This is a genomic window from Geodermatophilus sp. CPCC 205761 (assembly GCF_051383655.1).
In the GTDB taxonomy this organism is placed as follows: Bacteria; Actinomycetota; Actinomycetes; order Mycobacteriales; family Geodermatophilaceae; genus Geodermatophilus.
Genome location: NZ_JALPKQ010000035.1, coordinates 25,155 through 51,698, shown reverse-complemented (window position 1 = coordinate 51,698; position 26,544 = coordinate 25,155). Strand labels below are relative to the sequence as shown.

Annotated in this window: 27 protein-coding genes and 4 tRNA genes; 12 read left to right on the top strand and 19 right to left on the bottom strand. The window is 73.9% G+C overall.

Going from position 1 to position 26,544, the window contains the following annotated elements; all coding sequences use genetic code 11:
- Positions 1-6: 6 nt before the first annotated feature.
- From pdxS to MY526_RS19285, 14 genes are all read right to left on the bottom strand, one after another.
- Positions 7-921 (bottom strand): pyridoxal 5'-phosphate synthase lyase subunit PdxS, encoded by a 915-nt coding sequence (pdxS, locus tag MY526_RS19350; RefSeq protein ID WP_436691591.1) that lies wholly within the window; start codon positions 919-921, stop codon positions 7-9.
- Positions 922-982: 61 nt separating this feature from the next.
- The gene (locus MY526_RS19345; RefSeq protein WP_436691590.1) at positions 983-1,531 is read right to left on the bottom strand and encodes a hypothetical protein; all 549 of its coding nucleotides are present in this window, start codon (positions 1,529-1,531) and stop codon (positions 983-985) included.
- Positions 1,532-1,542: 11 nt separating this feature from the next.
- The gene (locus MY526_RS19340; RefSeq protein WP_436704853.1) at positions 1,543-2,778 is read right to left on the bottom strand and encodes a glycosyltransferase family 4 protein; all 1,236 of its coding nucleotides are present in this window, start codon (positions 2,776-2,778) and stop codon (positions 1,543-1,545) included.
- The gene (locus tag MY526_RS19335) at positions 2,775-3,785 is read right to left on the bottom strand and encodes a phosphatidylinositol mannoside acyltransferase (protein WP_436691588.1); all 1,011 of its coding nucleotides are present in this window, start codon (positions 3,783-3,785) and stop codon (positions 2,775-2,777) included. The genes MY526_RS19340 and MY526_RS19335 overlap by 4 nt, the downstream gene beginning before the upstream one ends.
- Positions 3,782-4,432: a phosphatidylinositol phosphate synthase gene (pgsA, locus tag MY526_RS19330; protein ID WP_436704852.1), complete on the bottom strand. Its 651-nt coding sequence runs from the start codon at positions 4,430-4,432 to the stop codon at positions 3,782-3,784. The genes MY526_RS19335 and pgsA overlap by 4 nt, the downstream gene beginning before the upstream one ends.
- Complete coding sequence (locus MY526_RS19325) at positions 4,433-5,008, bottom strand: HIT family protein (RefSeq protein WP_436704851.1); 576 nt, start codon at positions 5,006-5,008, stop codon at positions 4,433-4,435.
- Complete coding sequence (gene thrS, locus MY526_RS19320; RefSeq protein ID WP_436704850.1) at positions 5,005-7,041, bottom strand: threonine--tRNA ligase; 2,037 nt, start codon at positions 7,039-7,041, stop codon at positions 5,005-5,007. Before thrS ends, MY526_RS19325 begins: the two co-directional genes overlap by 4 nt.
- A 93-nt stretch (positions 7,042-7,134) precedes the next feature.
- A complete protein-coding gene (locus MY526_RS19315; protein ID WP_436704849.1) occupies positions 7,135-8,253 on the bottom strand; it encodes a CapA family protein in 1,119 nt (372 codons plus the stop codon).
- A gap of 10 nt (positions 8,254-8,263) precedes the next feature.
- Positions 8,264-8,821, bottom strand: a complete 558-nt coding sequence (locus MY526_RS19310; RefSeq protein WP_436704848.1) for an MOSC N-terminal beta barrel domain-containing protein — start codon at positions 8,819-8,821, stop codon at positions 8,264-8,266.
- A complete protein-coding gene (locus MY526_RS19305) occupies positions 8,818-9,270 on the bottom strand; it encodes an HNH endonuclease (protein WP_436704847.1) in 453 nt (150 codons plus the stop codon). Before MY526_RS19305 ends, MY526_RS19310 begins: the two co-directional genes overlap by 4 nt.
- 84 nt (positions 9,271-9,354) lie before the next feature.
- Positions 9,355-9,426: transfer RNA gene (locus MY526_RS19300), tRNA-Val, on the bottom strand.
- A 26-nt stretch (positions 9,427-9,452) separates the two neighbouring features.
- Complete coding sequence (locus MY526_RS19295) at positions 9,453-9,920, bottom strand: TIGR02611 family protein (RefSeq protein WP_436691581.1); 468 nt, start codon at positions 9,918-9,920, stop codon at positions 9,453-9,455.
- A gap of 14 nt (positions 9,921-9,934) precedes the next feature.
- Complete coding sequence (locus MY526_RS19290) at positions 9,935-10,819, bottom strand: anti-sigma factor domain-containing protein (protein WP_436704846.1); 885 nt, start codon at positions 10,817-10,819, stop codon at positions 9,935-9,937.
- Positions 10,816-11,451: a sigma-70 family RNA polymerase sigma factor gene (locus MY526_RS19285; RefSeq protein ID WP_436691579.1), complete on the bottom strand. Its 636-nt coding sequence runs from the start codon at positions 11,449-11,451 to the stop codon at positions 10,816-10,818. The genes MY526_RS19290 and MY526_RS19285 overlap by 4 nt, the downstream gene beginning before the upstream one ends.
- A gap of 136 nt (positions 11,452-11,587) precedes the next feature.
- Between MY526_RS19285 and MY526_RS19280 the strand changes: the two genes are divergently transcribed.
- The 4 genes from MY526_RS19280 (at position 11,588) to MY526_RS19265 (ending at position 12,414) form a co-directional block, all read left to right on the top strand.
- Positions 11,588-12,037 carry an SsgA family sporulation/cell division regulator gene (locus MY526_RS19280; protein WP_436691578.1) on the top strand — a complete coding sequence of 150 codons (450 nt, stop codon included), beginning with the start codon at positions 11,588-11,590 and terminating at the stop codon, positions 12,035-12,037.
- Between the two features lie 74 nt (positions 12,038-12,111).
- Positions 12,112-12,184 (top strand) — tRNA-Gly (locus tag MY526_RS19275).
- Between the two features lie 41 nt (positions 12,185-12,225).
- Positions 12,226-12,296 (top strand) — tRNA-Cys (locus MY526_RS19270).
- Between the two features lie 46 nt (positions 12,297-12,342).
- Positions 12,343-12,414, top strand: a tRNA-Val gene (locus tag MY526_RS19265).
- 64 nt (positions 12,415-12,478) lie between these two features.
- Here MY526_RS19265 and coaE read toward each other — a convergent pair.
- Complete coding sequence (coaE, locus tag MY526_RS19260) at positions 12,479-13,078, bottom strand: dephospho-CoA kinase (RefSeq protein ID WP_436691577.1); 600 nt, start codon at positions 13,076-13,078, stop codon at positions 12,479-12,481.
- 258 nt (positions 13,079-13,336) lie between these two features.
- Between coaE and MY526_RS19255 the strand changes: the two genes are divergently transcribed.
- Positions 13,337-13,498 (top strand): hypothetical protein, encoded by a 162-nt coding sequence (locus MY526_RS19255; RefSeq protein ID WP_436691576.1) that lies wholly within the window; start codon positions 13,337-13,339, stop codon positions 13,496-13,498.
- A 199-nt stretch (positions 13,499-13,697) separates the two neighbouring features.
- Here the strand turns inward: MY526_RS19255 and rpsA are convergent, their stop codons facing one another.
- A complete protein-coding gene (rpsA, locus tag MY526_RS19250) occupies positions 13,698-15,158 on the bottom strand; it encodes a 30S ribosomal protein S1 (RefSeq protein WP_436691575.1) in 1,461 nt (486 codons plus the stop codon).
- Positions 15,159-15,372: 214 nt separating this feature from the next.
- On the opposite strand from rpsA, the gene MY526_RS19245 reads away from it, so the two are divergent.
- Positions 15,373-16,224: a class I SAM-dependent methyltransferase gene (locus tag MY526_RS19245; protein ID WP_436691574.1), complete on the top strand. Its 852-nt coding sequence runs from the start codon at positions 15,373-15,375 to the stop codon at positions 16,222-16,224.
- Positions 16,225-16,272: 48 nt separating this feature from the next.
- On the opposite strand, the gene MY526_RS19240 is transcribed toward MY526_RS19245, so the two are convergent.
- Complete coding sequence (locus MY526_RS19240) at positions 16,273-17,472, bottom strand: FAD-dependent oxidoreductase (RefSeq protein WP_436704845.1); 1,200 nt, start codon at positions 17,470-17,472, stop codon at positions 16,273-16,275.
- 195 nt (positions 17,473-17,667) lie between these two features.
- On the bottom strand, positions 17,668-20,409 hold the full coding sequence (polA, locus tag MY526_RS19235; RefSeq protein WP_436704844.1) for a DNA polymerase I: 2,742 nt from the start codon (positions 20,407-20,409) through the stop codon (positions 17,668-17,670).
- 90 nt (positions 20,410-20,499) lie between these two features.
- On the opposite strand from polA, the gene MY526_RS19230 reads away from it, so the two are divergent.
- The gene (locus tag MY526_RS19230) at positions 20,500-20,904 is read left to right on the top strand and encodes a PaaI family thioesterase (protein ID WP_436691571.1); all 405 of its coding nucleotides are present in this window, start codon (positions 20,500-20,502) and stop codon (positions 20,902-20,904) included.
- Positions 20,905-20,917: 13 nt separating this feature from the next.
- On the opposite strand, the gene MY526_RS19225 is transcribed toward MY526_RS19230, so the two are convergent.
- Positions 20,918-21,550: a GNAT family N-acetyltransferase gene (locus tag MY526_RS19225; RefSeq protein WP_436691570.1), complete on the bottom strand. Its 633-nt coding sequence runs from the start codon at positions 21,548-21,550 to the stop codon at positions 20,918-20,920.
- Positions 21,551-21,738: 188 nt separating this feature from the next.
- Between MY526_RS19225 and MY526_RS19220 the strand changes: the two genes are divergently transcribed.
- The 5 genes from MY526_RS19220 (at position 21,739) to MY526_RS19200 (ending at position 26,499) form a co-directional block, all read left to right on the top strand.
- The gene (locus MY526_RS19220; protein WP_436704843.1) at positions 21,739-23,106 is read left to right on the top strand and encodes an ABC transporter permease subunit; all 1,368 of its coding nucleotides are present in this window, start codon (positions 21,739-21,741) and stop codon (positions 23,104-23,106) included.
- 4 nt (positions 23,107-23,110) lie between these two features.
- A complete protein-coding gene (locus tag MY526_RS19215) occupies positions 23,111-24,109 on the top strand; it encodes a branched-chain amino acid ABC transporter permease (RefSeq protein ID WP_436691568.1) in 999 nt (332 codons plus the stop codon).
- On the top strand, positions 24,099-25,130 hold the full coding sequence (locus tag MY526_RS19210) for an ABC transporter ATP-binding protein (protein WP_436704842.1): 1,032 nt from the start codon (positions 24,099-24,101) through the stop codon (positions 25,128-25,130). The genes MY526_RS19215 and MY526_RS19210 overlap by 11 nt, the downstream gene beginning before the upstream one ends.
- Complete coding sequence (locus MY526_RS19205) at positions 25,127-25,984, top strand: ABC transporter ATP-binding protein (protein ID WP_436704841.1); 858 nt, start codon at positions 25,127-25,129, stop codon at positions 25,982-25,984. Before MY526_RS19210 ends, MY526_RS19205 begins: the two co-directional genes overlap by 4 nt.
- 95 nt (positions 25,985-26,079) lie before the next feature.
- Positions 26,080-26,499 carry a DUF7712 family protein gene (locus tag MY526_RS19200; RefSeq protein ID WP_436704840.1) on the top strand — a complete coding sequence of 140 codons (420 nt, stop codon included), beginning with the start codon at positions 26,080-26,082 and terminating at the stop codon, positions 26,497-26,499.
- The last annotated feature ends 45 nt before the right edge of the window (positions 26,500-26,544 follow it).

Sequence of the window (26,544 nt, the reverse complement as noted above, 5' to 3'; positions counted from 1 at the left end):
CGGGCGTCACCAGCCGCGGGTGGCGAACCGCTCCTCGTCGGGCAGCGTGGCGACGTTGATGCCGACCATGGCCTCGCCCAGCCCGCGGGAGACCTTGGCGATCACGCCGGGGTCGTCGAAGAACGTGGTGGCCTGCACGATGGCGGCCGCGCGCTGCGCCGGGTCTCCGGACTTGAAGATGCCCGAGCCGACGAACACGCCCTCGGCGCCCAACTGCATCATGAACGCGGCGTCCGCGGGGGTGGCGATGCCGCCGGCGGTGAACAGCACCACGGGCAGCTTGCCCAGCCGGGCCACCTCGGCGACCAGCTCGTACGGGGCCCGCAGCTCCTTGGCGGCGACGAACAGCTCGGTCTCGTCCAGGGTGCCCAGCCGCCGGATGCCGGCCCGGATGGCGCGCATGTGCCGCACCGCCTCGACGACGTTGCCGGTGCCGGCCTCGCCCTTGGAGCGGATCATCGCCGCGCCCTCGGCGATCCGGCGCAGCGCCTCGCCCAGGTCGGTGGCGCCGCAGACGAACGGCACGGTGAACGCCGACTTGGCGATGTGGTGCGCCTCGTCGGCCGGGGTGAGCACCTCGGACTCGTCGATGTAGTCCACGCCGAGGCTCTGCAGCACCTGCGCCTCGACGACGTGGCCGATGCGGGCCTTGGCCATCACCGGGATGGAGACGGCCTGGATGATCCCGTCGATCATGTCGGGGTCGCTCATCCGCGCGATGCCGCCCTGGACCCGGATGTCGGCCGGCACCCGCTCGAGCGCCATGACCGCCACGGCCCCGGCGTCCTCGGCGATCCGGGCCTGCTCGGGGGTGACGACGTCCATGATCACGCCGCCCTTGAGCTGCTCGGCCATGCCGCGCTTCACCCGCTCGGTGCCGGTGCCGGCGGGGGTCTGGTCGGTCGTGCTGTGCTCTGCCACGGGATGCTGCCTCAGGAGTCGGGGGCGCGGGAGGGGTGGAACCGCTCCATCGTACGGACGGTCACGGGCGCGGTCGGCCGCCGGCGGCGCTGCTGGTGACCTCGCGCAGCCCGTCCTCGATGTCGAAGAACCGCGGCATCGGCCGGCCGCCGTGCAACCGCAGCAGGCTCGGCAGCCGGCGGGTGCGCAGCGCGTGGGTGTCCCGGACGGCGTCGTTGTAGAACCGCCGGGCCAGCCCGATCCGCGTGGCGGTGCCCTCGAGGTCCGCCAGCAGCGCGGCCGGCACCCCCGGCAGGTCCCCGGGCAGGTCGCGCAGCTCGCGGCCCAGCGCGTTCTCGGCGAGCTCCCGGTCCCCGCCCCGGGGCCCGCGGGCCTCCCGTGCAGCGGCCGCCAGCCGGGCGGCCCGGTCCTCCCCCACGGCCGCGGCGTGGTCGCGGGCCAGTTCGACGGCGAGCCCCGCCCGTCGCTGCAACTGGGTGTCCAGGGACGTCCAGGCCCGGTCGACGCGGCCCCGCAAGCGGCGCAGTCGGGTCAGCGTCCACGCCGACCAGGCCGCGAGGAGGACGAGGACCGCCGCGAGGACGAGCAGCAGCCAGACGTCGGGGGTCACGGCCGGTCAGGCTAGCGCTGCACCCACCGTCGCAGGGCCGCTCGCATCGGGGCGTCGCCCGGTTCCTCGTCATCCGGGACGACGGGCAACCGGTCCAGCTCGTCGTCGCCGTCCTCGGCGGTGACCTCGCCCACACCGGGCAGCGCCACGGTCTCGTAGACGGCGAGGATCCGGCGGGCGATCACCGACCAGTCGTACCCGGCGGCCACCCGCTGCCCGACGTCCGACAGCTCCGCCCGCCGCCGCGGGTCGCTGAGCAGCGCGCCCAGGGCGAGCGCCAGCTGGTGGGCGTCGCCGCGCCGGACCAGCACGCCGGCCGATCCGTCCTCCAGCACCTGGGCGAAGGCGTCCAGGTCGCTGGCGACGATGGGCGCGCCCGCGGCCAGGGCCTCGATCAGGATGATCCCGAAGGACTCCCCCAGCAGGTTGGGCGCGCAGTAGACGTCGACCGACCGGAGGAAGGCGCCCTTCTCCTCCTCGGAGAGCTCGCCGAGCAGCGCCACCTGCGGGCGCAGGTCCTCGCCGAGCAGGTCGCCCACCTCGTCGGGGTCACCGCGCCCGGCGATGAGCAGCTGGGCGCCGGGGTGCTGCCGGACGACGGTGCGCATCGCCTCCAGCAGCACCGGCAGGCCCTTGCGCGGCTCGTCGTAGCGGCCGAGGAAGCCGATGGTCGGGCCGTCGACACCCCGGCTGAGGCCGGGCAGGGTGGGGCCGTCGGCGAAGGCGGCCACGTGCACGCCGTTGGGGATGATCACCGCGTCGCCGCCGAGGTGCTCGACCTGCACCCGCCGGGCGAAGTCGGAGACGGCGATCCGCCCGGAGATCTTCTCCAGCCACGGCCGGATCACCGGTCCCCACGCGGCCAGCCACTTCGACCGGATGGTGGCCGCGTGGAAGGTCGCCACGATCGGGCCCTTGGCGATCATGCAGACCAGGAGGCCGATCGACGGCGGCGCCGGGTCGTGCACGTGGACGACGTCGAAGTGGCCCTCGCGCAGCCAGCGACGCACCCGCGCGGCCGACACCGGCCCGAACTGCACGCTGGCCATCGAGCCGTTGTAGGGGACCGGGACGGTGCGCCCCGCCCAGGTGACGTGCTCGGCGGGAAGGGACTCCTCCCGCTCGGCCGGGGTGAGCACCTCCACGTGGTGCCCCATCCCGCGCAGCGTCTCGGCGAGGTCGCGCACGTGGTACTGGACGCCGCCGGGGACGTCCCACTGGTAGGGGCAGACCAGCCCGACCCTCATCCGGCACGCCCCGGCCGGGTCCGCTCCGGCGGGTCGGGCGGCACGTCGGCCCAGATGCGGCCGAGGACGTGCCAGTCCTCGGGCCGGCGCGCGATGCCCTCGGCGAAGGCGTCGGCGACGCCCTGCATCGCCGTCCCCACCCGGTCGCGCAGCCGGCCGGGACCGTCGACCGGCACCTCCGGGGAGAACACCAGCCGCCACCCCTGCTCGGTGAACTGGCAGACGGTGGGGACCACCGCCGCCCCGGTCTGCGAGGCCAGCAGCGCCGGCCCCCCGGGCATCGTCGCCCGCCGGCCGAGGAACTCGACCTCGACTCCTCCGCTGCCGAGGTTGCGGTCGACCAGCAGGCAGGTCACGCCGCCGGCGGACAGCCACTCCCGGAGCACCTCGGTGCTGGGCCGCGGCCCGCCCGTGAGCGGCACCACCCGCATGCCGAGGGACTCCCGGTAGTCCAGGAACCGGCGGTACAGGGACTCGGGCCGCAGCCGCTCGGCGACGGTCATGAACGGGCCGTCGAGGTGGTCGATGAACCACACCCCGGCGGCGTCCCAGTTCCCGCTGTGCGGCAGGACCATCACCAGGGGCCGCCCCCCGTTCCGCGCCGCCACCACGTGCTCGAGGCCGACGACCTCGGTGCCGGCGACGATCCGGTCACTGCTCAGCCGCGGCAGCCGGAACGCCTCCTGCCAGTAGCGCGCGTAGGAGCGCACCGCCCGGGTGGTCAGCGCGTCCAGCTCGGCCTCCGGCAGCCGCCCGCCGGTGGCCACCCGCAGGTTCGCCCGCAGCTGCCGGACGCCGCGGCCGTCCCGCCGCGCGGCCCAGCGGCCGGCGAGGTCGAAGGCCCCGCGGGCCACCGGCTCGGGCAGCCGCGTCACCGCGCCCCAGCCCGCGGCGAAGCCGAGGTCGGTCAGCCGCGCGCCGGCGCGGGCCCGCAGCCCCGGGCGCCCGGGGACCACCGCGAGCGGGGGTGCCGCCGGACCGGGCTCGGTCCGCGCCGCGTCACTCACGGGGTCAGCCCGGCAGGGGGGCTCGACGGCGGGGCGGGCAGCGACCGGCCGCGGGACTGCCGGTACACCGCGAGGAACCGCTGGCCGACGGTGACCGCGCTGCCCGCGAGCAGGACCCAGAGGCCGACGTGCACGGCGTACGGGATGCCGAGCCCGGTGAACCCGGTGCCGGCGAGCACGAGGATCAGCCGCTCGGTGCGCTCGACGACGCCGACGTCGCAGGACAGGCCCATCCCCTCGGCGCGCGCCTTGATGTAGGAGGTGAGCACCCCGAGGACCAGGCAGAGCAGCGCCAGCAGCACCAGCAGCCGGTTGTCCCCCGCCCCGGAGAACCACCAGACCAGGGCGCCGAAGACGGCGGCGTCGGCGGCCCGGTCGCCCGTGGAGTCGAGGACGGCGCCGAACACCGATCCGCCGCCGCGGGCGCGGGCCAGCGCGCCGTCGAGCATGTCCAGCAGCACGAAGACGGTGACGGTGAACGCGCCCCAGAACAGGTGCCCGGTGGCGATCAGCCCGACCGCTCCGGCGACCGCGCCGACCGTGCCGGTCAGCGTGACCATGTCCGCCGTCACCCCGGCGCGCAGCAGCCAGGCCACGACCGGTGCCCAGAAGCGGCCGACGGCCGCCCGCGCGTTGACCCCGAGCACTCAGTCCCCCCGGACCCGCGCGCCGGGCCACTGCTGCGAGAGCAGCTCGCGCGTCTCGCGCAGCACCTGCGGCAGCACGCGGGTCAGCCCGATGACCGGCATGAAGTTGGTGTCCCCGCCCCAGCGCGGCACCGCGTGCTGGTGCAGGTGGTCGGCGATGCCGGCCCCGGCGACCGAGCCCTGGTTCATGCCGATGTTGAACCCGTGCGCCCCGGAGACCGAGCGCACCACCCGCATCGCGGTCTGGGTGAAGGCGCCGAGCTCGGCGACCTCGTCGTCGGTGAGGTCGGTGTAGTCGGGCACGTGCCGGTACGGGACCAGCATGAGGTGGCCGGCGTTGTAGGGGTACAGGTTGAGCACCGCGTAGACCAGGGCCCCGCGGGCGACGATCAGCCCCTCCTCGTCGTCCATCTGCGGGATCAGGCAGAACGGGCAGTCGTGCGCGCCCGTGGGCTTGCCCTCACCACGGATGTAGGCCATCCGGTACGGCGTCCACAGGTGCTCGAAGACCGTGGCCGGCCCGCCGTCGTCACTGGAGACGGCGACCTGGAAGCCCTCCTCCGCGTCGGTGCTCATCCGGCCACCAGGGCCTCGGCGGTGGGGTCGGCGTTGGCCCGGCTCGCCACCCACTGCGCGATCGCCGCGACGGCCCGCTCGACGGGGACGCCGTTGTGCTGGCTGCCGTCGCGGAACCGGAAGGAGACCGCCCCCGCCTCGGCGTCGGTCGCCCCGGCGATGAGCACGAACGGCACCTTCTGCTTGCTGGCGGTGCGGATCTTCTTCTGCATGCGGTCGTCGGAGTCGTCGACCTCGACCCGGATCCCGCGGGCCTTCAGCTTCAGCGCGACGTCGGTCAGGTAGGACACCTGCTCGTCGGTGACCGGGATGCCGACCACCTGGACGGGGGCCAGCCAGGCCGGGAAGGCTCCGGCGTAGTGCTCGGTGAGCACCGCGAAGAACCGCTCGATCGACCCGAACTTGGCCGAGTGGATCATCACCGGCCGCTGGTGCGAACCGTCGGCCGCCGTGAACTCCAGGCCGAAGCCGGCCGGCTGGTTGAAGTCGTACTGGATGGTCGACATCTGCCACGTGCGCCCGATGGCGTCCCGGGTCTGGACGGAGATCTTGGGGCCGTAGAAGGCCGCGCCGCCCGGGTCGGGCACGAGCTCGAGGCCGGTCTCCCGCGCCGCCTGCTCGAGGACCTTCGTGGCCACTTCCCAGTCCTCGTCGGACCCGATGAACTTGTCCTGCTTGTCCGGGTCGTCGCCGCGGGTGGACAGCTCCAGGTAGTAGTCGTCGAGGCCGAAGTCCCGCAGCAGGCCGAGCACGAAGGCCAGCAGGTGCCGGATCTCGCCGGGGGCCTGCTCGGGGGTGACGTAGCTGTGCGAGTCGTCCTGGGTCAGCCCGCGCACGCGGGTGAGGCCGTGCACGACGCCGGACTTCTCGTACCGGTACACCGAGCCGAACTCGAAGAACCGCAGCGGCAGCTCGCGGTAGGACCGCCCGCGCGACCGGAAGATCAGGTTGTGCATGGGGCAGTTCATGGCCTTGAGGTAGTACTGCGCGTTCTCCAGCTCCATCGGCGGGAACATGGTGTCCGCGTAGTACGGCAGGTGGCCGGACAGCTCGAAGACGTGCGCCTTGGTGATGTGCGGCGTCCCGACGTAGTCGAAGCCCTCCTCGATGTGGCGGGCGCGGACGTAGTCCTCCATCTCCCGCTTCACCACCCCGCCCTTGGGGTGGAAGACGGCCAGGCCCGACCCGATCTCGTCGGGGAAGCTGAACAGGTCCAGCTCCGCGCCGAGGCGGCGGTGGTCGCGGCGCTCTGCCTCCGCGAGGTGCTCGAGGTGGGCCTTGTGCGCGTCCTTGCTCTCCCACGCGGTGCCGTAGATGCGCTGCAGCTGCGGGTTCTTCTCGCTGCCCCGCCAGTAGGCGGCGGCGGACCGGGTGAGGCTGAACGCCGGGATCGTGTTGGTGCGCGGCAGGTGCGGGCCGCGGCACAGGTCGGTCCAGACCCGCTCACCGGTCCGGGGGTCGAGGTTGTCGTACATGGTCAGCTGGGCGCCGCCGACCTCGACGTCGGCACCCTCGGCCGCCTCGCCGGCACCACCCTTGAGCCCGATCAGCTCCAGCTTGTACGGCTCGTGCGCGAGCTCGGCCTGCGCGTCGGCGTCGCTGATCTCGCGGCGGGCGAAGTTCTGCCCGGCACGGACGATCTCGGTCATCTTCTTCTCGAGGGCCTTGAGGTCGTCGGGCGTGAACGGCCGCTCGGGGTCGAAGTCGTAGTAGAAGCCGTTCTCGATGGGCGGGCCGATGCCCAGCCGCGTGCCGGGGAACAGTTCCTGCACGGCCTGCGCCAGCACGTGCGCCGTCGAGTGCCGGATCACCGCGCGGCCCTCGGGGCTGGCCGCGGGCACCGGCTCCACCTCGGCGTCGGCGTCGGGCACCCAGGCGAGGTCCCGGAGGTCCCCGCCGGCCAGGTCGCGGACGACCACCGCGCCGTCGGGACCCTTGAGCGGCACCCCCGCCTCCTTGAGCGCGTCCAGGGCCGTGGTCCCGGCCGGCACCCGGATCGGCGCGGCGGCGGCAGGGGTGGGCGCGGCTGACACGAGGGCTCCTGGAGGTCGATCGGTGCGGCCCGGCCGGGTCGGCCGGACAGGGGAAGGGTAGCCACCGGAGCACCCGGAACCGGAGCACCCGACCTAGCCGGCGACGATCTCCAGCCCCGCGGCGCGCGCCCCCCGCCGGTCGAGCACCGCGGCCACCCGCTCGAACGTGGCCGGGTCCGCGGGCACGACCTGCACCTCGTCGGGACGGCGGTCGATGAGCAGCGGCACGGCCTCGGCCCGGGTGACGGTGAACCGGCCGTCGCCGCCGCGGGTGAAGGTGAAGCGGGCGGCCACCGAGTCCTCGGTGGCGTAGCCGCGGGTCGAGTGCTCGGCCAGGTGGTTGCCGAGTCCGTAGGCCACCCACTCGCCGTCGATCCGCTCGAACGGCTGCACGACGTGGGCGTGGTGGCCCAGCACCAGGTCGACGTCCGGCGAGGCGAGCAGCGCCCGCACCGCCTGCTCCTGGGCGGCGGTCGGCTCGTGGTCGTACTCGGCGCAGCAGTGCAGGCTGGCCACCACGATCTGCGCCCCGGCGGCGCGCGCCCGGGCCGCGGCGGCCAGCACGCCCCCGACGTCGGGCACGTCGGCGACGTCCACCGCCCACGGCCGCCCGGGCGGCAGCGGCACGCCGTTGAGGCCGAACGTCGCGGACACCGAGGCCACGCGCACACCGGCGACGTCGAGCACGACCGGGGTCGCGCTCTCGGCCTGCGAGCGGTAGGTGCCGGTGTGGGCGATCCCGGCCGCGTCCAGGACGTCGAGGGTGCGGGCCACCCCGCCGACGCCGGCGTCCAGCGAGTGGTTGGAGGCCGTGGTGCACAGGTCGTAGCCGGCGCCGGCCAGCGCGTCGACGACCTCCGGCTGGACGGCGAAGCTCGGGTACCCGCGGTAGGGCCCGCCCGCCGGGGCGACCGGCGTCTCCAGGTGGCAGATGGCCAGGTCGGCGTCCCCGATGACCGGCGCGACCGGCGCGAACACCCCGGTGAAGTCGTACCCGCCGTCCCCGGTGGCGGCCCCCGCGACCAGGGCGCCGTCCTGGTGCACCAGCACGTCGCCGGTGGCGACGACGGTGACCGACTCCGGGGCCGGCGGGGCGGAGGCGGACGTCGCGGACGGTGCGGCCTCCGGTTCCGGCTCCGGAGCGGCGCCGCAGGCGGCCAGCAGCAGCGCGAGGACCCCGGCGGCGACCGGCCGGCGGCTGGAGCTGGGCACGCCGACGACGCTAGTGCGGAGCCACCTCGACCCGGTCTCCGACGCGCACCGTCCCCGGCCGCCGGACGTCGGCGTAGACACCCAGGCAGTGCTTGGGCGTGCGGGTGACCTGCAGCTCGACGGCGCCGATGCGGACGGTGCGCCCCACCCAGCCGCGCTCGTCGGCACCGGGCGGGAGGTCGAGCAGGAGGTTGGCGCGGGGGTCGTCGGCCGAGCAGCCCTCGGGCACCTCCCCGGCGGCGGCGTGGGCGACGGCCGCCCGGCTCACCAGGTGGACGGCGGCGGCGTCGACCTGTGGCCCGGCGGCCCGCTCCAGCCGGACGGGCCGGCCCAGCACCTCGGTGAGGGTGATCGTGTCGGCCTCGTCGTCCCCCGTGGCGACGACGCCGGCCATCGCGGGGGTGGTCTTGACCGTCACCGGCTCCCCCGTCGTCGCGTCGACGACGCGCCACGCCCGGTCGCCGGCCAGGCCGGCCGGCGAGACCTCCGCCTCGGCGACGGTCCGGCCACCGAGGCTCTTGACCGGGTAGACCGTCACCTGCGCGATGCTGCCCACGACGTCGGTCACGGGGCGACCGTACGTCGCCGGTCGGGGGCGGCCTCGGGGAACCGGCGGCGCACCCGCCTGAGCTGGGCGTCGAGGTAGGGCCGCGCCCGCCGCTGGCCGCCCACCCGCCCGATGGCCTCCCCCAGCGCGGCCAGGGCCCGCGCCAGCCGCGGTGCGTCCGGCGCCCAGCCGCGCCGCTCGCACTCCTCGAGCCAGTCGACCGGCGGGCGGTGCCCCCGGTCGGCGTTGCACCGGCGGCAGGCGGCCACCTCGTTCTCCAGCCAGGACGGGCCGCCCTTGACCCGCGGGACGACGTGCTCGGTGGTCGCCGCCACGAGGGGCCCGAAGCCGCGGCCGCACCAGATGCAGGTACCGCCGTCGCGCTCCACCACGGCCGCCAGCCGGGCGGCGCGACCGGGCTGCCGCGGGTGCGGGCCGGCGGGGGCGGCTGGGGACCGGCGCGGAGGCATCGACCCCATGGTCCCCGCTCGCGGCCGGCGCCGCAGACGCGGAGAGGCCCGGTCCGCCGTCGCGGACCGGGCCTCTGCCGGGGGTGGGCGATACTGGGTTCGAACCAGTGACCTCTTCGGTGTGAACGAAGCGCTCTACCACTGAGCCAATCGCCCGTGCGCGAGTTCATTGTGCCAGACCCTCACCGCCAGAGCGGCACCCACCCCGGGACCCAGCCGGGCACGCCCATCATGTGCAGGGTGACCACCAGGACGCCGTAGACGAAGGCCGCCGTCACGAGCGCGACCGCCAGCCGCACCCACAGCGCCTGCCGGCCGAGCCAGTCGGTCCAGGCCTTGACGTGCTTCTTCGTGAACTCCAGCAGCCGCTCGGCCCAGAAGAACTCCGTGGCGAGCACGAAGAGCCCGGCGATGACGGTGAGCCACCCGGGCCCGGGCAGCGGGATGGTGACCAGCCCGACGGCGACGATCAGGCCGCCGACGATGCCCACGCCCAGCCGGTAGGTGGAGTCGACGGTGCGGCGCGCGGCCAGCCGACGGCGCCAGCGGGTGCCGGCCACCCGCTCCCGCAGGCTGCGGTGGCTGTCGTGGCCGTAGTGCTCCTGCAGTTGCTCTCTCGTCTGGTGCCCTCGCCGCTCGACAGGGGTCACCGTCTCCGGACCGGTCAGCTGGTCACCTCCCCGCGCGCGACGACGTCCGTCGGGTCCGACGGAGCCTGGCGACCGGGCTCGAGGCTGACCGCGTAGGCCGAGTAGTCGTCGAGACCGATCGAGGCGGAGCCTACGGTCCGCAGGTCCATCTGTGGTCGGAGCACGTCGAAGGTGCCCAGGGCCACCGGCGTGTCACCGGTGATGCCCCAGATCACGTAGGTCTGCGCCGCGGCCTCGTTGACCGGCAGGCCGTGGGTGACCACCTGCACCCGGCCGGCCCTGGCGACCACCGTCGCCAGCGGCGCGCCGTCGTCCCCGGACAGCGGCGCGATCGTCGCCCGGCCGGGGGTGAGCAGCGCGTTGACGACGTCGGCCTGCACGGCCGCCGCCGCCCGCGCCTCGTCCCGCGCGGTGCTGAGCACCACGTTCCAGGTGCCCAGGGCCAGCATCGCCGCCACCGCCCCCGCGAGGAGGGCGCTGGGCAGCACGCGGCGCCAGGGCGTCGGTGGCAGCGGCGGCTCGACGGGGTCGGGCACGGGGTAGCCGGGCAACCCGACGGCGGGCAGGTCGGCCGGCCAGGCGACGGCGTCCCCCTCCGGTGCGGGCCGGGGACCCGGCGGCCGCTCGGCCGGAACGCGCTGCGCGGTCTCCCCGACGGCCGCGCGCAGCCGCTCGCCCAGGCGGTCGGAGGGCCGGGCCGGCGGCAGGTCGGCGGCCAGCGCGCCCATGACCTCGGTGGTCTCGGCGACGGTGCCCCGGCAGCGGGCGCAGCCGGGCAGGTGGGCGGCGACGAGGGTCTCCTCCTCGGGCTCGAGCGCGTGCAGCGCCCAGCCGACGGCCAGCTCGTCGAACGTCCCGTGCCCGTCCGGTCGCCGCGGCGCCCCGGGGAGCTCGCTCACCGGCCCGGCCCGTCGACGTGGGTGACGTCGTGGAGGGCACCACCCATCGAGCGGCCGGCGACCGTGCCGAGGTCCTCCCGGAGCCGTCGCATGCCGGCCAGCATGCGTGTCTTGACCGTGCCGAGCGGTGCCCGGGTCAGTGCCGCCACCTCCCGCTGCGTGTAGCCGCCGTAGTAGGCCAGCGTCAGCGCCTCCCGCTGGGCGTCCGGGAGCGCGCCCAGCGCGGCCCGCACGCGGGCGGCGACGATCCGCCCCCACACGTCCTCCTCGACGTCGCCGCCGGACGCCGGCTCCCCGGCGGGGTCGTCAGCGCGGCCCAGCCGCCGCCGGTGGGCCTCCTCCCGGCGGACGGCGTCGACGGCCTCGTGGTGCACCAGCCCCATGAGCCAGGACGAGAGGCTGCCGCGGTCGTGGTCGTAGGCGGCCGGGTCGCGCCACACCCCCAGGAACACCTCCTGGAGCACGTCCTCGGCCAGCGCGTCGTCCGCCAGGATGCGCCGGGCGAGGGCGAACGCCGGGCGGCTGTAGCGCAGGTAGAGCTCCTCCAGGGCGGCCCCGTCCCCTGCGCGCACCCGCAGCAGGAGGTCGGCGTCGCCGGGCCCGTGCCCGGCCCGCCGTGCCGGACGGCTCACGTGTCCATGGTCACACGCCACCGCGTTCGCGGGGAGGCTCCACGGTTCAGCCGGCCCCGGAGGGGGCACTACAGGATGGACACGCCCGGCAGACGCCGCGGCGTGACCCGTCTCAGGGAAGGTCGTTGTTCGGGTCATGATCAGCCGCTCGACGCCCGGGTACACGTGCCCCACCACCCTCCACCTGATCGGACCACAGTCGTGGACCGAGGTGCCGGCGCTGCTCAGCTATCAGGTCAGCGACCCCTTCGCCGTCCGGATCACCTTCGGCGACAGCGGCACCGACGGCGGCGAGGGCATCTCCTGGCTGCTCGCGCGCGAGCTGCTGCAGTCCAGTCTCGACCGCCCGGCCGGCGAGGGTGACGTGCGCCTGTGGCCGTCCCGCACGGCCGGCGACGTCCTCTACCTCCACCTGCGCGCCCCCTCGGGCGAGGCGCTGTTCGAGCTCTCCCGCGGCGCGGTGGCCGGGTTCCTGCAGCTCACCGAGACCATCGTCCCCATGGGCGAGGAGGCCTCCGTCCTCGCGGTGGACGACGAACTGACCGCCCTGCTGTCCAACGGCGGCGCCGACCCCGGCGCTCGCTGACGCAGGCGGAGGAGGGACCCCCCTTCGGAGCCGCACTCGCGGTCGGGTATGGTTCTCTCCCGTAGGACAGCAACGCGGACGTGGCTCAGCTGGTAGAGCATCACCTTGCCAAGGTGAGGGTCGCGGGTTCGAATCCCGTCGTCCGCTCGGAACCTCGGGCGCTGGTCGCGAGACCGGCGCCCGTGTGCGGTGGAGTGGCCGAGAGGCGAGGCAACGGCCTGCAAAGCCGTCTACACGGGTTCAAATCCCGTCTCCACCTCGGCTCCCCCGGGAGCGGTGGAACGGGCCGGCCGGCAGACCGGAACGGGCGATTGGCTCAGTGGTAGAGCGCTACCTTGACACGGTAGAGGTCACTGGTTCGAACCCAGTATCGCCCACAGCAGCAGGGCCCCAGGTCGATCGACCTGGGGCCCTTCGCGTTCCCGGCCGGTGGGGCGCGTCTCACGCGCCGAGGGCCGGCCCGACGCGCTCGGCCCAGAAGCGGTCGACCTGGGCGGCCAGGTCCTCGGGAGAGCCGCTGTTGTCCAGGACGACGTCGGCCACCGCCCGGCGCTGCTCGTCGGTCGCCTGCGCGGCGATCCGGGCGCGCGCGTCGGCCTCGGCCAGGCCGCGCTGCGCCAGCCGGCGGACCCGCGTCTCCAGGTCGGCCTCCACCACCAGCACGAGGTCGTAGCCCGCCGCCTGGCCGGTCTCCACCAGCAGCGGCACGTCCTGGACCACGACGGCGTCCGGAGGCGCCGCCGAGACCAGCTCCGCGGCCCGCGCGCGGACCAGCGGGTGGACGATCCCGTCGAGCCGGGCCCGTGCCGCGGGGTCGGCGAACACGACGGCGGCCAGGGCCGGGCGGTCCAGCGCTCCCTCCGACGTCAGCACCTCCGGGCCGAAGGCGTCGGCGACGGCGGCCAGCCCGGGGGTGCCGGGCTCGACGACCTCGCGGGCGATGCGGTCGGCGTCGACGATCCGGGCCCCGCGGGCGGCGAGCAGGCCGGCCACCGTGCTCTTCCCCGATCCGATCCCGCCGGTCAGCCCGATCCGCAGCATGGGCGGACAGTAGCCAGCACCCGGGGGCCCATCACGGACAGGTAACACCCGTCCATCCAGCCCGGCGCGTCGCTCCAGTCACACGCGTCCCGTGGATAACGTCCGCCTCGGCGTTCATCCCCGCCGAGAGAGGCAGAACCGACCATGTCCCGTCCCGCCCACGCGGCCCCCTCGTCGTCCCCTGCTGCCACGCGTCGCGGTCCTGGCCGGCACCGGCTCGACCGCCCCACCGGCGTCCGGGTCACGGACCTGCCGGCCGTGCGGGAGCGACTCGAGCGCAACGCCCCGGCCGTGCGCCCGCGCAACGCCTTCCTGCGCTGGCTGTCCGCGACCGCCCCCGCCGGCCGGCACACCTGGTCGTTCCTGGCCGACTCCGGCGGCCGCCCGCGCACGGCGTTCGCGATCATCCTCAGCCTCTGAGAGCGGGCCCTCCTGCCCCCCGTCGCCTCGCACGCTCGCGGCGGGTCCCTGCAGGAGGGCCGCCCCCGACAGGGAGGCCCCGCGGACACGCGCGGGTCCTCTCCTCGTCCCTCCAGGGGATGGGAGGGACGACTGAGGCCCGGGACCCCACGGGGTCCCGGGCCTCAGCCCTTCAGCCGATCAGCTCAGCCGAGTGCGGTCACTCGCCGCCGGCCAGCTTGGCCCGCAGGGCCGCGAGCGCCTCGTCGCTGGCGAGGGTCCCGCCGGAGGTGTCGCTGACCTCGGCCTCACCGGTGGAGTAGTTGCCACCGGCCGCAGCCTCCGCGTCGGCCGCGCGGGCGTCGGCGATCTGCTTGCGGTGCGCCTCGAAGCGGGCCTGGGCCTCGGCGTACTGCCGCTCCCACGTCTCCCGGGCCTCGTCGTAGCCCTCGAGCCACTCGCCGGTCTCGGGGTCGAAGCCCTCGGGGTAGATGTAGTTGCCCTGGTCGTCGTAGGACGCGGCCATGCCGTAGGCGGCGGGGTCGAACTGCTCCTCGTCGCCGATGACACCCTCGTTGGCCTGCTTGAGCGACAGCGAGATCCGGCGCCGGTCCAGGTCGATGTCGATGACCTTGACCAGGATCTCGTCGCCGACCTGCACGACCTGCTCGGGGATCTCCACGTGGCGCTCGGCCAGCTCGGAGATGTGCACCAGGCCCTCGATGCCCTCGTCGACACGCACGAACGCACCGAAGGGCACCAGCTTGGTGACCTTGCCGGGCACGACCTGGCCGATCTGGTGGGTCCGGGCGAACTGCCGCCACGGGTCCTCCTGCGTCGCCTTGAGCGACAGCGAGACCCGCTCGCGGTCGAGGTCGACGTCGAGCACCTCGACGGTGACCTCCTGGCCCACCTCGACGACCTCGGAGGGGTGGTCGATGTGCTTCCAGGACAGCTCGGAGACGTGCACGAGACCGTCGACGCCGCCGAGGTCCACGAACGCGCCGAAGTTGACGATCGAGGAGACGACGCCGGTCCTGACCTGACCCTTGGCGAGCTTGTTGAGGAACTCGCTGCGGACCTCGGACTGCGTCTGCTCCAGCCACTGCCGACGGGACAGGACGACGTTGTTGCGGTTCTTGTCCAGCTCGATGATCTTCGCCTCGAGCTCCCGGCCCACGTAGGGCTGCAGGTCGCGGACGCGGCGCATCTCGACCAGCGACGCGGGGAGGAACCCGCGCAGGCCGATGTCCAGGATGAGGCCGCCCTTGACGACCTCGATGACGGTGCCGGTGACGACCTCGTCGGCTTCCTTCTTCGCCTCGATCGTGCCCCAGGCGCGCTCGTACTGTGCGCGCTTCTTGGACAGGATCAGACGGCCTTCCTTGTCCTCCTTCTGGAGGACGAGGGCTTCCACCTCGTCGCCGACGCTGACGACCTCGTTGGGGTCGACGTCGTGCTTGATGGACAGCTCTCGCGAGGGGATGACGCCCTCGGTCTTGTAGCCGATGTCCAGCAGCACCTCGTCCCGGTCGACCTTGACGATGACGCCTTCGACGATGTCGCCGTCGTTGAAGTACTTGATCGTCTGGTCGATCGCGGCGAGGAAGTCCTCGGCGGTGCCGATGTCGTTGATCGCGACCTGGGGGGTGCTGTTAGGACGGACCTGGGTGGAGGTCATGTGGTCGAGTGCTCCGGACGGGGGATGCGTAGGGACAGGGGACCCGCGGCCGGGTTGCCGCGGGGAGCGGGGAGAGCCGGCGCGGGCTGGACCCCGGTGGGCACAGCACTGACAGACCTCTGGCGCATCCCCCATGGTACGGAGCGCAGCAGCACCGGGTCCACCTGGGTCGCGCCGCCTCCGGAGCCCCCGGGCGTGTCACGATCGGCGTGTCATGATCGCTCCCCTGCCCCCGGCATCCGGCCTCCCCCTGGCCGACGACGGCTACCCGGCGCCGAGCGGCGTCGAGCGCCGGGAGGCGGACGCGGCGGAGTCGGTGCGCGCCAACCGGCGGTGGTGGGACGCCGCCGCGCCGGCGTACCTCGCCGAGCACGGGGCCGACCTCGGCGACGTCGACTTCCTCTGGTGTCCGGAGGGGCTGCGGGAGGGCGAGGCGCACCTGCTCGGGGACGTCGCGGGGCGGCGGGTGCTGGAGGTCGGCTGCGGCTCGGCTCCGTGTGCCCGGTGGCTGCGCCGGCAGGGGGCCGACGTCGTCGCGCTGGACGTCTCCGGGGGGATGCTGGCCCGCGCCGCCGACCTCAACCGCGCCACGGGGATCGACGTCCCGCTGGTGCAGGCCGACGTCGGGGCGCTGCCGCTGGCCGCCGCGAGCGTCGACCTGGCCTGCTCGGCCTACGGCGGGCTGCCGTTCGTGGCCGACGTCGAGGGTGCGCTGGCCGAGGTGGCACGGGTACTGCGGCCCGGCGGGCGGTTCGTCGCGTCCGTCAACCACCCGATGCGCTGGCCCCTCCCGGACTCCCCCGACCCCGAGGACCTGCGGATCGTCTCCTCCTACTTCGACCGCCGGCCCTACGTCGAGACCGGCGAGGACGGGGAGACCGTCTACGTCGAGCACCACCGCACCGTCGGCGACTGGGTGCGCGCGGTGGTCGGCGCCGGGTTCGTGCTGGCGGACCTGATCGAGCCCGAGTGGACGCCGGGCCGCACCCAGGAGTGGGGTCAGTGGTCGCCGGAGCGCGGGGCGCTGGTCCCGGGCACGCTCGTGCTGGTCTGCCACCGTCCCTGACCTCGACCTCCGGTCGAGGTCGAGGTGGAGGTCGAATCGACCGTCGGCTCACCAGGCGCCGATGAGGGACGGCGTCTCCATCCGCTTGGTGAGCATCAGCCGCTCGATCAGCGCATCGCGGTCGGTGGCCAGCCGGCGCAGGCCGGCCATGTCCCGCTCCAGCTGCTCCGGATCGGAGTTGTGGAAGATCATCTTCTTGATCGCCGTGGCGGCGGGGTCGACCAGCTCGACGAAGACCCGGCGCCGCTCGCGGCTGTACGCGTCGAGCACCGACTGGTCGGCGGTGCCGTGGACCACGGCGGCGAGCGCCTCCTGCAGCACGAAGGTGTCGAACAGGCCCCCGGTGAGCCCGAGGCCGCCGGAGGGGTTGGTGACGTGGGCGGCGTCGCCGGCCAGCAGCACCCGCCCCTCCCGGAACCGCGGCGCCACCCGCTGGTGCATCCGGTACGGGGCCCACTCCGCCATCTCGACCTCGGCGGGCGTGGGCAGCACCGCGCGGTGGACGTCGGGCATCCGGTCCAGGACGCCGTCCTCGGGCAGGTCCTGGGACTCGCAGTAGGTGTAGCGCCACAACCCGCCGCCGGCCGAGTCGTCGAGCTTGGCGATCACCGCGCCGTACACGTCGTCGACGATGAAGGTGCTCTGCGCGAACCCGTGCTCGGCGAACGGGTAGCGGACGTTGGTCGCGACGAAGCGCTCGGGCCAGGTGAAGCCCTCGAACGGCAGGCCCACCGCCTTGCGGACCGCGCTCGACGCGCCGTCGGCCCCGATCAGCCAGCCCGCCGTGGAGGTGCGGACGCCGTCGGGCGTCTCCACGGTGACGGTCACCCGGTCGTCGTCCTGGTCGACGGCGACGACGGTGTGCTGCCACAGCACGGTGGCCGAGTCGTGGGCGGCCAGCTCCGCGAGGGCGATCTCGACCAGCGCCCCCTGGCCGAGGTGCAGGTTGTACGGGCGCTCGACCAGGCCCTCCAGCGGGTCCAGCCCGAACCGGACCCGTTCACCGGTCTTGTACGCCCGGTACTCGTAGTCCTGCTTGAGGAAGCCGCGGGTGGCCGCCTGCTCGTAGACGCCGAGCCGCTCCAGCCCGTCGAGAGCCGCCCAGTGGTAGATGGCGGCCCGCGGCGACCGCACGACGCCGGGCGCCCGGTCGAGCACGGTGACGGGGATCCCCGCCCGCGCCAGGCCGAGGGCGTTGAGGATCCCCACCGGTCCGGCGCCGACCACCAGCACCGTGTCGTCGGTCACCACCTGACCGTCCCCGCTGCCGGCACCCCGGACAAGTCGGTGCTCCGCCGGCCGGAAGGTGGCGGCCCATGCGCCGGACCCGCGGTGTGGTCGGCGACCTCGCGCTACGACGCGGGTTCGGCGACCACACCGCGAGGTCGGCGATCACCCGTGCACGGCACCTGGCCCCGGCGCGGGGGGCACCGGGGTCCTCCTTCAGTGGGCGGCGGCGTCCCAGCTGGCGCCGAAGCCCACCGAGACCTCCAGGGGCACCGACAGCTCTGCGGCGCCGGCCATCTCCCGGCGGACCAGCGACTCCAGCGCCTCACGCTCCCCTGGGGCCACCTCGAGCACGAGCTCGTCGTGCACCTGGAGCAGCATCCGCGACCGCAGCCCGTCGGCGGCGATGGCCTTCTCCACGTTGAGCATGGCGACCTTGATGACGTCGGCCGCCGAGCCCTGGATGGGGGCGTTGAGCGCCATCCGCTCGGCCATCTCGCGGCGCTGCCGGTTGTCGCTGGTCAGGTCGGGCAGGTAGCGGCGCCGGCCGAGCGTCGTCTCGGTGTAGCCGGACAGCCGCGCCTCCTCCACCACGCTGTCGAGGTAGTCGCGGATGCCGCCGAAGCGCTCGAAGTAGGCGTTCATCTGCTCGCGCGCCTCCTCGGTGGAGATGCGCAGCTGCTGGGACAGCCCGTAGGCCGACAGACCGTAGGCCAGGCCGTAGCTCATGGCCTTGATCCGCCGGCGCATCTCGGGGTCGACGTCCTCGATGGGGATGCCGAACGCCCGGGAGGCGACGAAGGAGTGCAGGTCCTCCCCCGAGGTGAACGCCTCGATCAGCCCCTCGTCGCCGGAGAGGTGCGCCATGATCCGCATCTCGATCTGGCTGTAGTCGGCGGTCATCAGCGACTCGTAGCCCGCGCCGACCACGAACGCCTGCCGGATCCGCCGGCCCTCGGCGGTGCGGATGGGGATGTTCTGCAGGTTCGGGTCGGTCGAGGACAGCCGGCCGGTCGCGGCGATCGTCTGCTGGAAGGTCGTGTGGATGCGCCCGGCGTCGTCGACCATCGGGATCAGCCCGTCGATGACGGTGCGCAGCCGGGTGACGTCGCGGTGCCGCAGCAGGTGCTCGAGGAACGGGTGCCCGGTCGACGCGAGCAGCGAGGTCAGCGCCTCGGCGTCGGTCGTGTAGCCGGACTTGATCTTCTTCGTCTTCGGCAGTCCCAGCTCGTCGAAGAGCACCGCCTGCAGCTGCTTCGGCGAACCGAGGTTCACCTCGCGGCCGATGACGGCGTAGCACTCGGCGGCCGCGTCGGCGACGCCCTCGGCGAACTCGCGCTGCAGCCCCTGGAGGAAGGGGAGGTCCGCCGCGATGCCCCGGTACTCCATGGCCGCGAGCACCCGGGTCAGCGGCAGCTCGATCGCGCCGAGCAGGGCGTCCCCGCCGCGCTGGCCGAGCACCGTCTCCAGCGCGTCGGACAGGTCGTTGACCGCCACCGCCTTGAGCACGTCGGCGGTCGCGGCCTCGCGGGCGAGGTCGTCCTCCGACGGGCCCAGCCCGTCGAGGGTGAGCTGCGTCTCCTCGGTCGCGGTGTCCTTGAGCTCACGGCGCAGGTAGCGGACGGCGAGGTCGCCGAGGTCGAAGGACCGCTGCCCCGGCAGCGCCAGGTAGGCGGCCAGCGCGGTGTCGCTGACCACGCCGTCGAGCTCCCAGCCCCGCGCCCACACCGCCAGCAGCGGGCCCTTGACCTCGTGCACGACCTTCTGGGTGGCCGGGTCGGCGAGCCAGGCGGCCAGCGCCTGCTCGTCGGCGACGTCCAGGCCGGGTCCGAGGTCGACGAACGTGGCGGAGTCGTTGGCGGCGGCCAGCGCGATGCCGGTCAGCTCCCCGCCGCCCCTCCCCCACGTGCCGCGGAAGATGACGCCGGTCCGGCCGGTCCGCGCGTTCCGCTCCAGCCACGCGCCCAGCCCGCCGGCCGGCACCTCGTCGACGGCGACGTCGAAGCCGCCCTCGACCTCGGGCTCGGCGCTGGTGAGGGTCGCGAACAGGCGGTCCCGGAGCACCCGGAACTGCAGGTTGTCGAAGAGGGTGTGCACCTCGTTGCGGTCCCACGCGCGGACGGCGAGGTCGGCCGGGCCCAGCTCCAGCGGAACGGCGCGGTCGAGCTCGGTCAGCCGCCGGTTCTGCATCACCGAGGAGAGGTGCTCGCGCAGCTTCTCGCCGACCTTGCCCTTGACGGTGTCCACCTGGTCGACGAGCGCGTCGAGGGAGCCGTACTCGCGGACCCACTTCGCGGCCGTCTTCTCGCCGACGCTCGGGATGCTCGGCAGGTTGTCGCTGGGGTCGCCGCGCAGCGCCGCGAAGTCGGGGTACTGCGCAGGGGAGAGCCCGTACTTGGTCTCCACCTCCTGCGGCGTGAACCGGGTCAGGTCGGACACGCCCTTGCGCGGGTACAGCACGGTGACGTGCTCGTTGACCAGCTGCAGCGCGTCGCGGTCGCCGGTGGCGATCAGCACGTCCATGCCCTGCTCGACCGCCGCGACGGTCAGCGTCGCGATGACGTCGTCGGCCTCGTAGCCCTCGGCGGTGATGACCGGCACGCGCAGCGCGCCCAGCACCTCCTGGATGAGGCTGACCTGGCCGCGGAAGTCGGTCGGGCTCTCGGCGCGGTTGGCCTTGTACTCCGCGAAGATCTCGCTGCGGAAGGTCTTGCGGCCGACGTCGAAGGCGACCGCGAGGTGGGTGGGCTGCTCGTCGCGCAGGATGTTGATCAGCATCGACGTGAAGCCGTAGACCGCGTTCGTCGGCTGGCCGGTGGTGGTCGAGAAGTTCTCCACCGGCAGCGCGAAGAAGGCGCGGTAGGCCAGGGAGTGCCCGTCGAGCAGGAGCAGCCGGGGGCGCGGCCCACCGGTGGTCGGGACGGCAGGGGACGCGAGGGCGGAGACCGGAGCGGACATCACCGCCGATCCTAGGTGCGGTCACCGACACCGCCGGTCCGGCGGCGGGCCCCGGCGAGGCGCCGTCCGCCTGCTGGCTACCGTGCCCCGGTGACCCTCGCCCCTCCCGACTGGCTGCCCACCGGCCACGTCAGCCCGCTCGACGAGAAGCTCGGCATCGAGATCACCGACTACGACCCCGACCACCTGGTCGCGACCATGCCGGTCGAGGGGAACCAGCAGCCGGCGGGGCTGCTGCACGGCGGGGCGACCTGCGCGCTGGTGGAGACGGTGGGGTCCTGGGCGGCCGCCCTCGGCGCCGGCCCCGGACGCCGGTGCGTGGGCGTGGAGCTCAACGTCAGCTACCTGCGGCCGGCGACCAGCGGGTTCGTGACGGCGGTGGCCACGCCGGTCCGCCGCGGCCGCACCCTGGCCACCTTCCGGGTCGAGGTCAGCGACGAGCAGGGCCGGCCGACGGCCACGGCCCGGCTGACCTGCATGCTCGGCGGCGCCTGAGAGGGGTCCTCACTCAGCCCTCGGCGGCGTCCACGAGCGGAACTCCCCGGTCGACCGGCCGTCGGCGGACCGGTGGACGGCGCGGCACGGGGATGGGCACGCCACCGCGCCGCCAGGCGGCCAGCGCCCGCGCGAGGCTCTCCCGGGGGACGATCCGGCGGGTGGTGAGCGGCGCGAAGCCCATCCGGGCGAGGAACCGCAGCCGCTCGGCCTCGTGCCCGCCGACCGCGGCGACCACGTGGTCGGCGCCGGTCTCGGCCGCGAAGGCGACCGCGGCGCCGAGCAGGGCGGCCCCCGCTCCGCAGCGGCGGTGCTCCCGGTGGACGACGAGGTTGTCGACGGTCACCTGGCGGACGCCGAGGACCACCGACAGCGGGTCGACGCCGAGGATCGCCAGCCCCACCACCACCTCGCCGGCACCGCCGACGTCCGGGTCCGGCCGGACCGCCAGCGCCACCCGGTGACCGTCGTCGGCGAGCAGCCGGCGGAACCCGGCGGCCGCGGCGGCCCCGGGTGTCTGTCCGGTGAGCACGCCCTCGGCGTGGGCCTCGGCCCGGTGCTGGCGCACCAGGGCGAGGACGGCGGGCAGGTCGTCGGGACGCGCCGTGCGCGTCGTGACGCGGGACCGCGAACCGGAACCTGACACAGGAGTCCTCCCCTGGACTGTGGCCAGAGCGTGCACCCAGGAGGAGGGTTGATCACGACGGCGCGCCGCCGCGGAGGGGGTGGATCGGGGCGGCGTGTCGCGGAAAGGTCACAGCTCGCAGCGAGGACGGCGACCCGAAACACACCTGGGTTACGGTCCCCCCTCCACTCACACGCCAGGGAGGTCGCGTGACGCACGCGCCAGGCCGTGCCCGACGACACGGTCGCCGCCCAGAGAGAGCCCCACGCGCCTCGACCGGACGGGACCGCTCCGACGCACGCCTCAGGTACCTGGTCCGCGTCCTGCTCGTCGCCGCCTTCGGGCTCGGGCTCGCCGCCGTCGTCCCGGGGTTCGCCCAGGCCACCGACGAGGGAGCGGCCACCGAGCAGCTCGCCGGCACCCTGCAGACCAGCCGGAGCGGCCCGATCGAGGGTGTCGAGGTGACGGTCACGACCGTCGACGGCGAAGAGGTCGACACGGTCGAGACCGACGAGCAGGGCCGCTGGGAGGTCGACCTCCCCGGCCCGGGTGACTACGTGGTCAGCATCGACGCCGACGACCTGCCGGAGGGCGTGGTCCTGGCGGGTGAGGACAGCCGCACGGTCACCGTCGAGGAGGGGCGCCGGCAGGCGGCCATCATCGGGCTCAACGACGGCAGCCGGGAGAGCGGCGGTGGCACGGTGCGCGCCGTCCAGCTGCTCGTCGACGGCATCCGGTTCGGCCTGCTCATCGCGATGTGCGCCGTCGGCCTGTCGTTGATCTTCGGGACGACGGGCCTGACCAACTTCGCCCACGGCGAGCTGGTCACCATCGGCGCGGTCGCGGCCTGGTTCATCAACGTCGAGGGCGGCGTTCCGTTCGTCCTGTCGGCGCTGATCGCGATGCTCGTGGGCGCCGCCGTCGGCGCGCTCAACGAGCTGGGGCTCTGGCGGCCGCTGCGGCGCCGCGGCACCGGGCTGATCGCGGCGCTGGTCGTGTCGATCGGCCTCTCGTTGCTGCTGCGCTACCTGATCCAGCTGGTCTACGGCGGCCGGTCCAACGCCTACGAGGGCGTCGGGGGCGGCCGGGCCGTCGACTACGGCCTCTTCCGCATGACGGGCGCCGACCTCGCCTCCGTGGTCATCTCGATCGTCGTCCTCGTGCTGGTCGCGCTCATGCTGCAGCGCACCAAGATCGGCAAGGCCATGCGGGCGGTCTCGGACAACCGTGACCTCGCCGCCTCCTCCGGCATCGACGTCAACCGGGTCATCCTGGTCGTCTGGATGATGGGTGGGACGCTGGCCGCGCTCGGCGGCGTCCTGCTCGGCCTGTCCGACCAGGTGCAGTGGGACATGGGCTTCCGCCTGCTGCTGCTCATGTTCGCCGGTGTCACGCTCGGGGGGCTCGGGACCGCCTACGGCGCGCTCATCGGCAGCCTGGTCGTCGGCGTCTTCGTCCAGATGTCGACCCTCGTCGTCCCGAACGACGTCAAGTACGTCGGCGGGCTGCTGCTGCTGATCGTCATCCTCGTCATCCGGCCCCAGGGGATCCTGGGCAGCCGCGTCCGGGTGGGCTGACCCCATGAGCGAACTCATCAACGCCGTCGCGGTCGCCGGCAAGGCCGCTCTGGGGTTCCAGGCCATCTTCTTCGTCCTGCTGGCCCTCGGCATCAACGTGCAGTTCGGCTACACCGGCCTGCTGAACTTCGGGCAGATCGCCTTCGCCATGCTCGGCGGGTTCGGCATCGCCATCTCGGTCAGCAAGTGGGGACTGAACTTCTGGGTCGGGGTCCTCGTCGGCCTGGCTGCCGCGATCGTGCTCGCCCTGCTGCTCGGCCTGCCGACCCTGCGGCTGCGCGCGGACTACCTGGCGATCGTGACCATCGCCGCCGCCGAGGGGCTACGCCTGGTGTTCCGGTCGGTCTCGGCCACCCCGCTGACCAACGGGACCCGCGGCATCTCCGCCTTCAACAGCGACTTCCTGGCGCTCGCGCCGTGGACCACCAACGCGCGCTACCGCATCCTGGGCACCAGCTGGTCCGGTGGGGAGCTCTGGGTGGCGCTCGTGGGCTGGTCGCTGGTGGCCCTGTCCTGCCTGCTCATCTGGGCGCTCATGCGCAGCCCGTGGGGCCGCGTCGTCCGCTCCATCCGCGAGGACGAGGACGCCGTCCGCGCCCTGGGCAAGAACGTCTACACCTACAAGATGCAGGCGCTGGTGCTCGGCGGCATCCTCGGTGCGCTCGGCGGGATGATCTACGCCGTCGGCACCGGCTCGGCCATCCCCGACCAGTACCAGAACGCCAACACGTTCCTCGCCTACGCCGCCCTGATCCTCGGCGGCGCAGCCCGGGTGTTCGGCGCGGTGGTCGGCGGGATGATCCTGCTGTTCCTCCTCCAGTTCGCCGACACCGGCCTGCGCGCCCTCATCGAGAACGGGCTCATCCCCGAGGGCCTGCTGACCTCCACCGACGTGGCGCAGATCCGCTTCGTCCTGGTCGGCCTCGGGCTCATGCTGTTGTTGGTCTTCCGGCCACAAGGCATCTTCGGTGACCGACGAGAGGTGATGCTCGATGCCCGCTGACCCCACGCCCACCGAGCCGGCCGCGAGCGGGGCGCACGCCGCGTCCGGCGGCGCGGGCGGCACCGGCGGTGCGCCGCGGCGGCTGGCCCAGGCCGCCCTCCGGGACGTCCCGTGGGAGGTCGGGGTCGCCAAGCCGGACCCGATCGTCGTCGTCGACGGGGTGACCCGGACCTTCGGCGGCCTCACCGCGGTGTCCGTCGACCACCTCGAGGTGCAGCGCGGCGGCATCACCGGCCTGATCGGGCCCAACGGTGCCGGCAAGACGACGCTGTTCAACCTGCTGACCGGCTTCGACCAGCCCAACAGCGGCAGCTGGACCTTCGACGGCCGGTCGCTGTCCAACCTGCCGCCGCACAAGGTCGCCCGGCTCGGCGTCGTGCGGACCTTCCAGCTGACCAAGGCGCTGTCGCGGCTGACCGTGCTGCAGAACATGCTGCTCGGCGCCCAGGGCCAGAAGGGCGAGAGCTTCCTCGGCGCGCTGCTGCCGGGGTGGCGCTCCCAGGAGAAGGCCAACACCGAGAAGGCGATGGACCTGCTCCAGCGGTTCAAGCTCGACGCCAAGAGGGACGACTTCGCCGGCACGCTCTCCGGCGGTCAGCGCAAGCTGCTGGAGATGGCACGGGCGCTGATGAGCGATCCGACCGTCGTCATGCTCGACGAGCCGATGGCCGGGGTGAACCCGGCACTGACCCAGAGCCTGCTCGGCCACGTCAAGGACCTGCGCGAGCAGGGCATGACGGTGATCTTCGTCGAGCACGACATGGACGTCGTCCGCGACATCAGCGACTGGGTCGTCGTCATGGCGGCCGGCCGGGTGATCGCGGAGGGGCCACCGGAGGCGATCAGCCAGAACCAGGCCGTGGTCGACGCCTACCTGGGCGCCCACCACGACGCACCGCTCACCGTCGAGGAGGAGGACCGGGTCCTCGCCGAGGCGGAGCACGCGATCGCGCAGGAAGAACGCACGGAGGGTGAGGTGCTGCAATCGGACGGCACGCCCCGAGGGGAGACCGACCGATGAGCGACCCGCTGTTCCAGGTGGACGAGTCCGGCGAGGACCTCACCCGGGCCGACCAGGCCGCCTCGCCGGCCGCCACCCTCTCCCCCGCGGAGAAGGCGGCCACCCGCGAGGAGCACGTCCGCCTCGCCGAGGGCGCCCTGGTGCGCGCCGACGACCTGGTGGCCGGCTACGTGCCGGGGGTGAACATCCTCCGCGGCTGCGACTTCTACCTGCAGGAGGGTGAGCTCGTCGGCATCATCGGGCCGAACGGCGCCGGCAAGTCGACCCTGCTCAAGACGCTGTTCGGGCTGATCCCGGTGCGCTCGGGCGCGGTGACGCTGCGCGGGGAGGACATCACCTCCGCCCCAGCGCACCGGCTGGTGTCCCTCGGCGTCGGGTACGTCCCGCAGAACAACAACGTGTTCCCCTCGCTCACCATCGAGGAGAACATGCAGATGGGCGTCTACCTGCGGCCGAAGACGTTCAAGGAGCGCTTCGACTACGTCATCGACCTGTTCCCGCTGCTCGGTGAGCGGCGCAAGGGCAAGGCCGGGGCGCTCTCCGGCGGCGAACGGCAGATGGTCGCGATGGGCCGGGCGCTGATGATGGACCCGTCGGTGCTCCTGCTCGACGAGCCCTCGGCCGGCCTCTCCCCCGCCTACCAGGACGAGGTCTTCATCCGCTGCCGGCGGATCAACGCCACCGGCGTCTCGATCATCATGGTCGAGCAGAACGCGCGGCGGTGCCTGCAGATCTGCGACCGCGGATACGTGCTCGACCAGGGCCGCAACGCCTACACCGACACCGGGAGCAACCTGATGACCGACCCCAAGGTGATCGAGCTCTACCTGGGCACGCTGGCCAAGACCCGCTGAGAGGACCCCGGACGGGCCGAGACGGCGCCGGCTCCCGCGACGGGACCGGCGCCGTCGTCGGTGGGGGCGCGGCCCGGCCCGGGTACCGCCCGGTCATGAACTGGACCTGGAACCTCCGCTCCCGCGACGGCGGGATGAACGGCCTGGAGTTCGCCCGCGCCACCACGGCCGGGGGCTTCTCCCGCGTGCTGGTGCACGCCGCGCCGGCATCGCTGCACGTCGAGGTGGTCGCCGAGGACGACCGCGTCGTCCTGCGGTCCGACGCCGACCGGGACGGGAACTACTCCCCGCTGACCCTGCTCGAGCTCTCCGGCGGCACGGTGCGGCGCTCCGAGGTGTGGCCCGGGCCCGAGCTGCACGGCGTGCCCGTCCTGCTGCCCGGCGGGGAGGTCGGCGTCCTGACCTCCTGGGAGCACGCCGAGGACCACAGCTGGTGGCGGTGGTCGGTGGAGTTCTCCAACCACACCGGCCGGCCGGCCGACTGGCAGCCGCCGGGCCAGCAGCTGCAGCGCTGAACCCGCGCGGTCGCTGAGCCGGGGCGGCCGGTGGCTCGTACACGG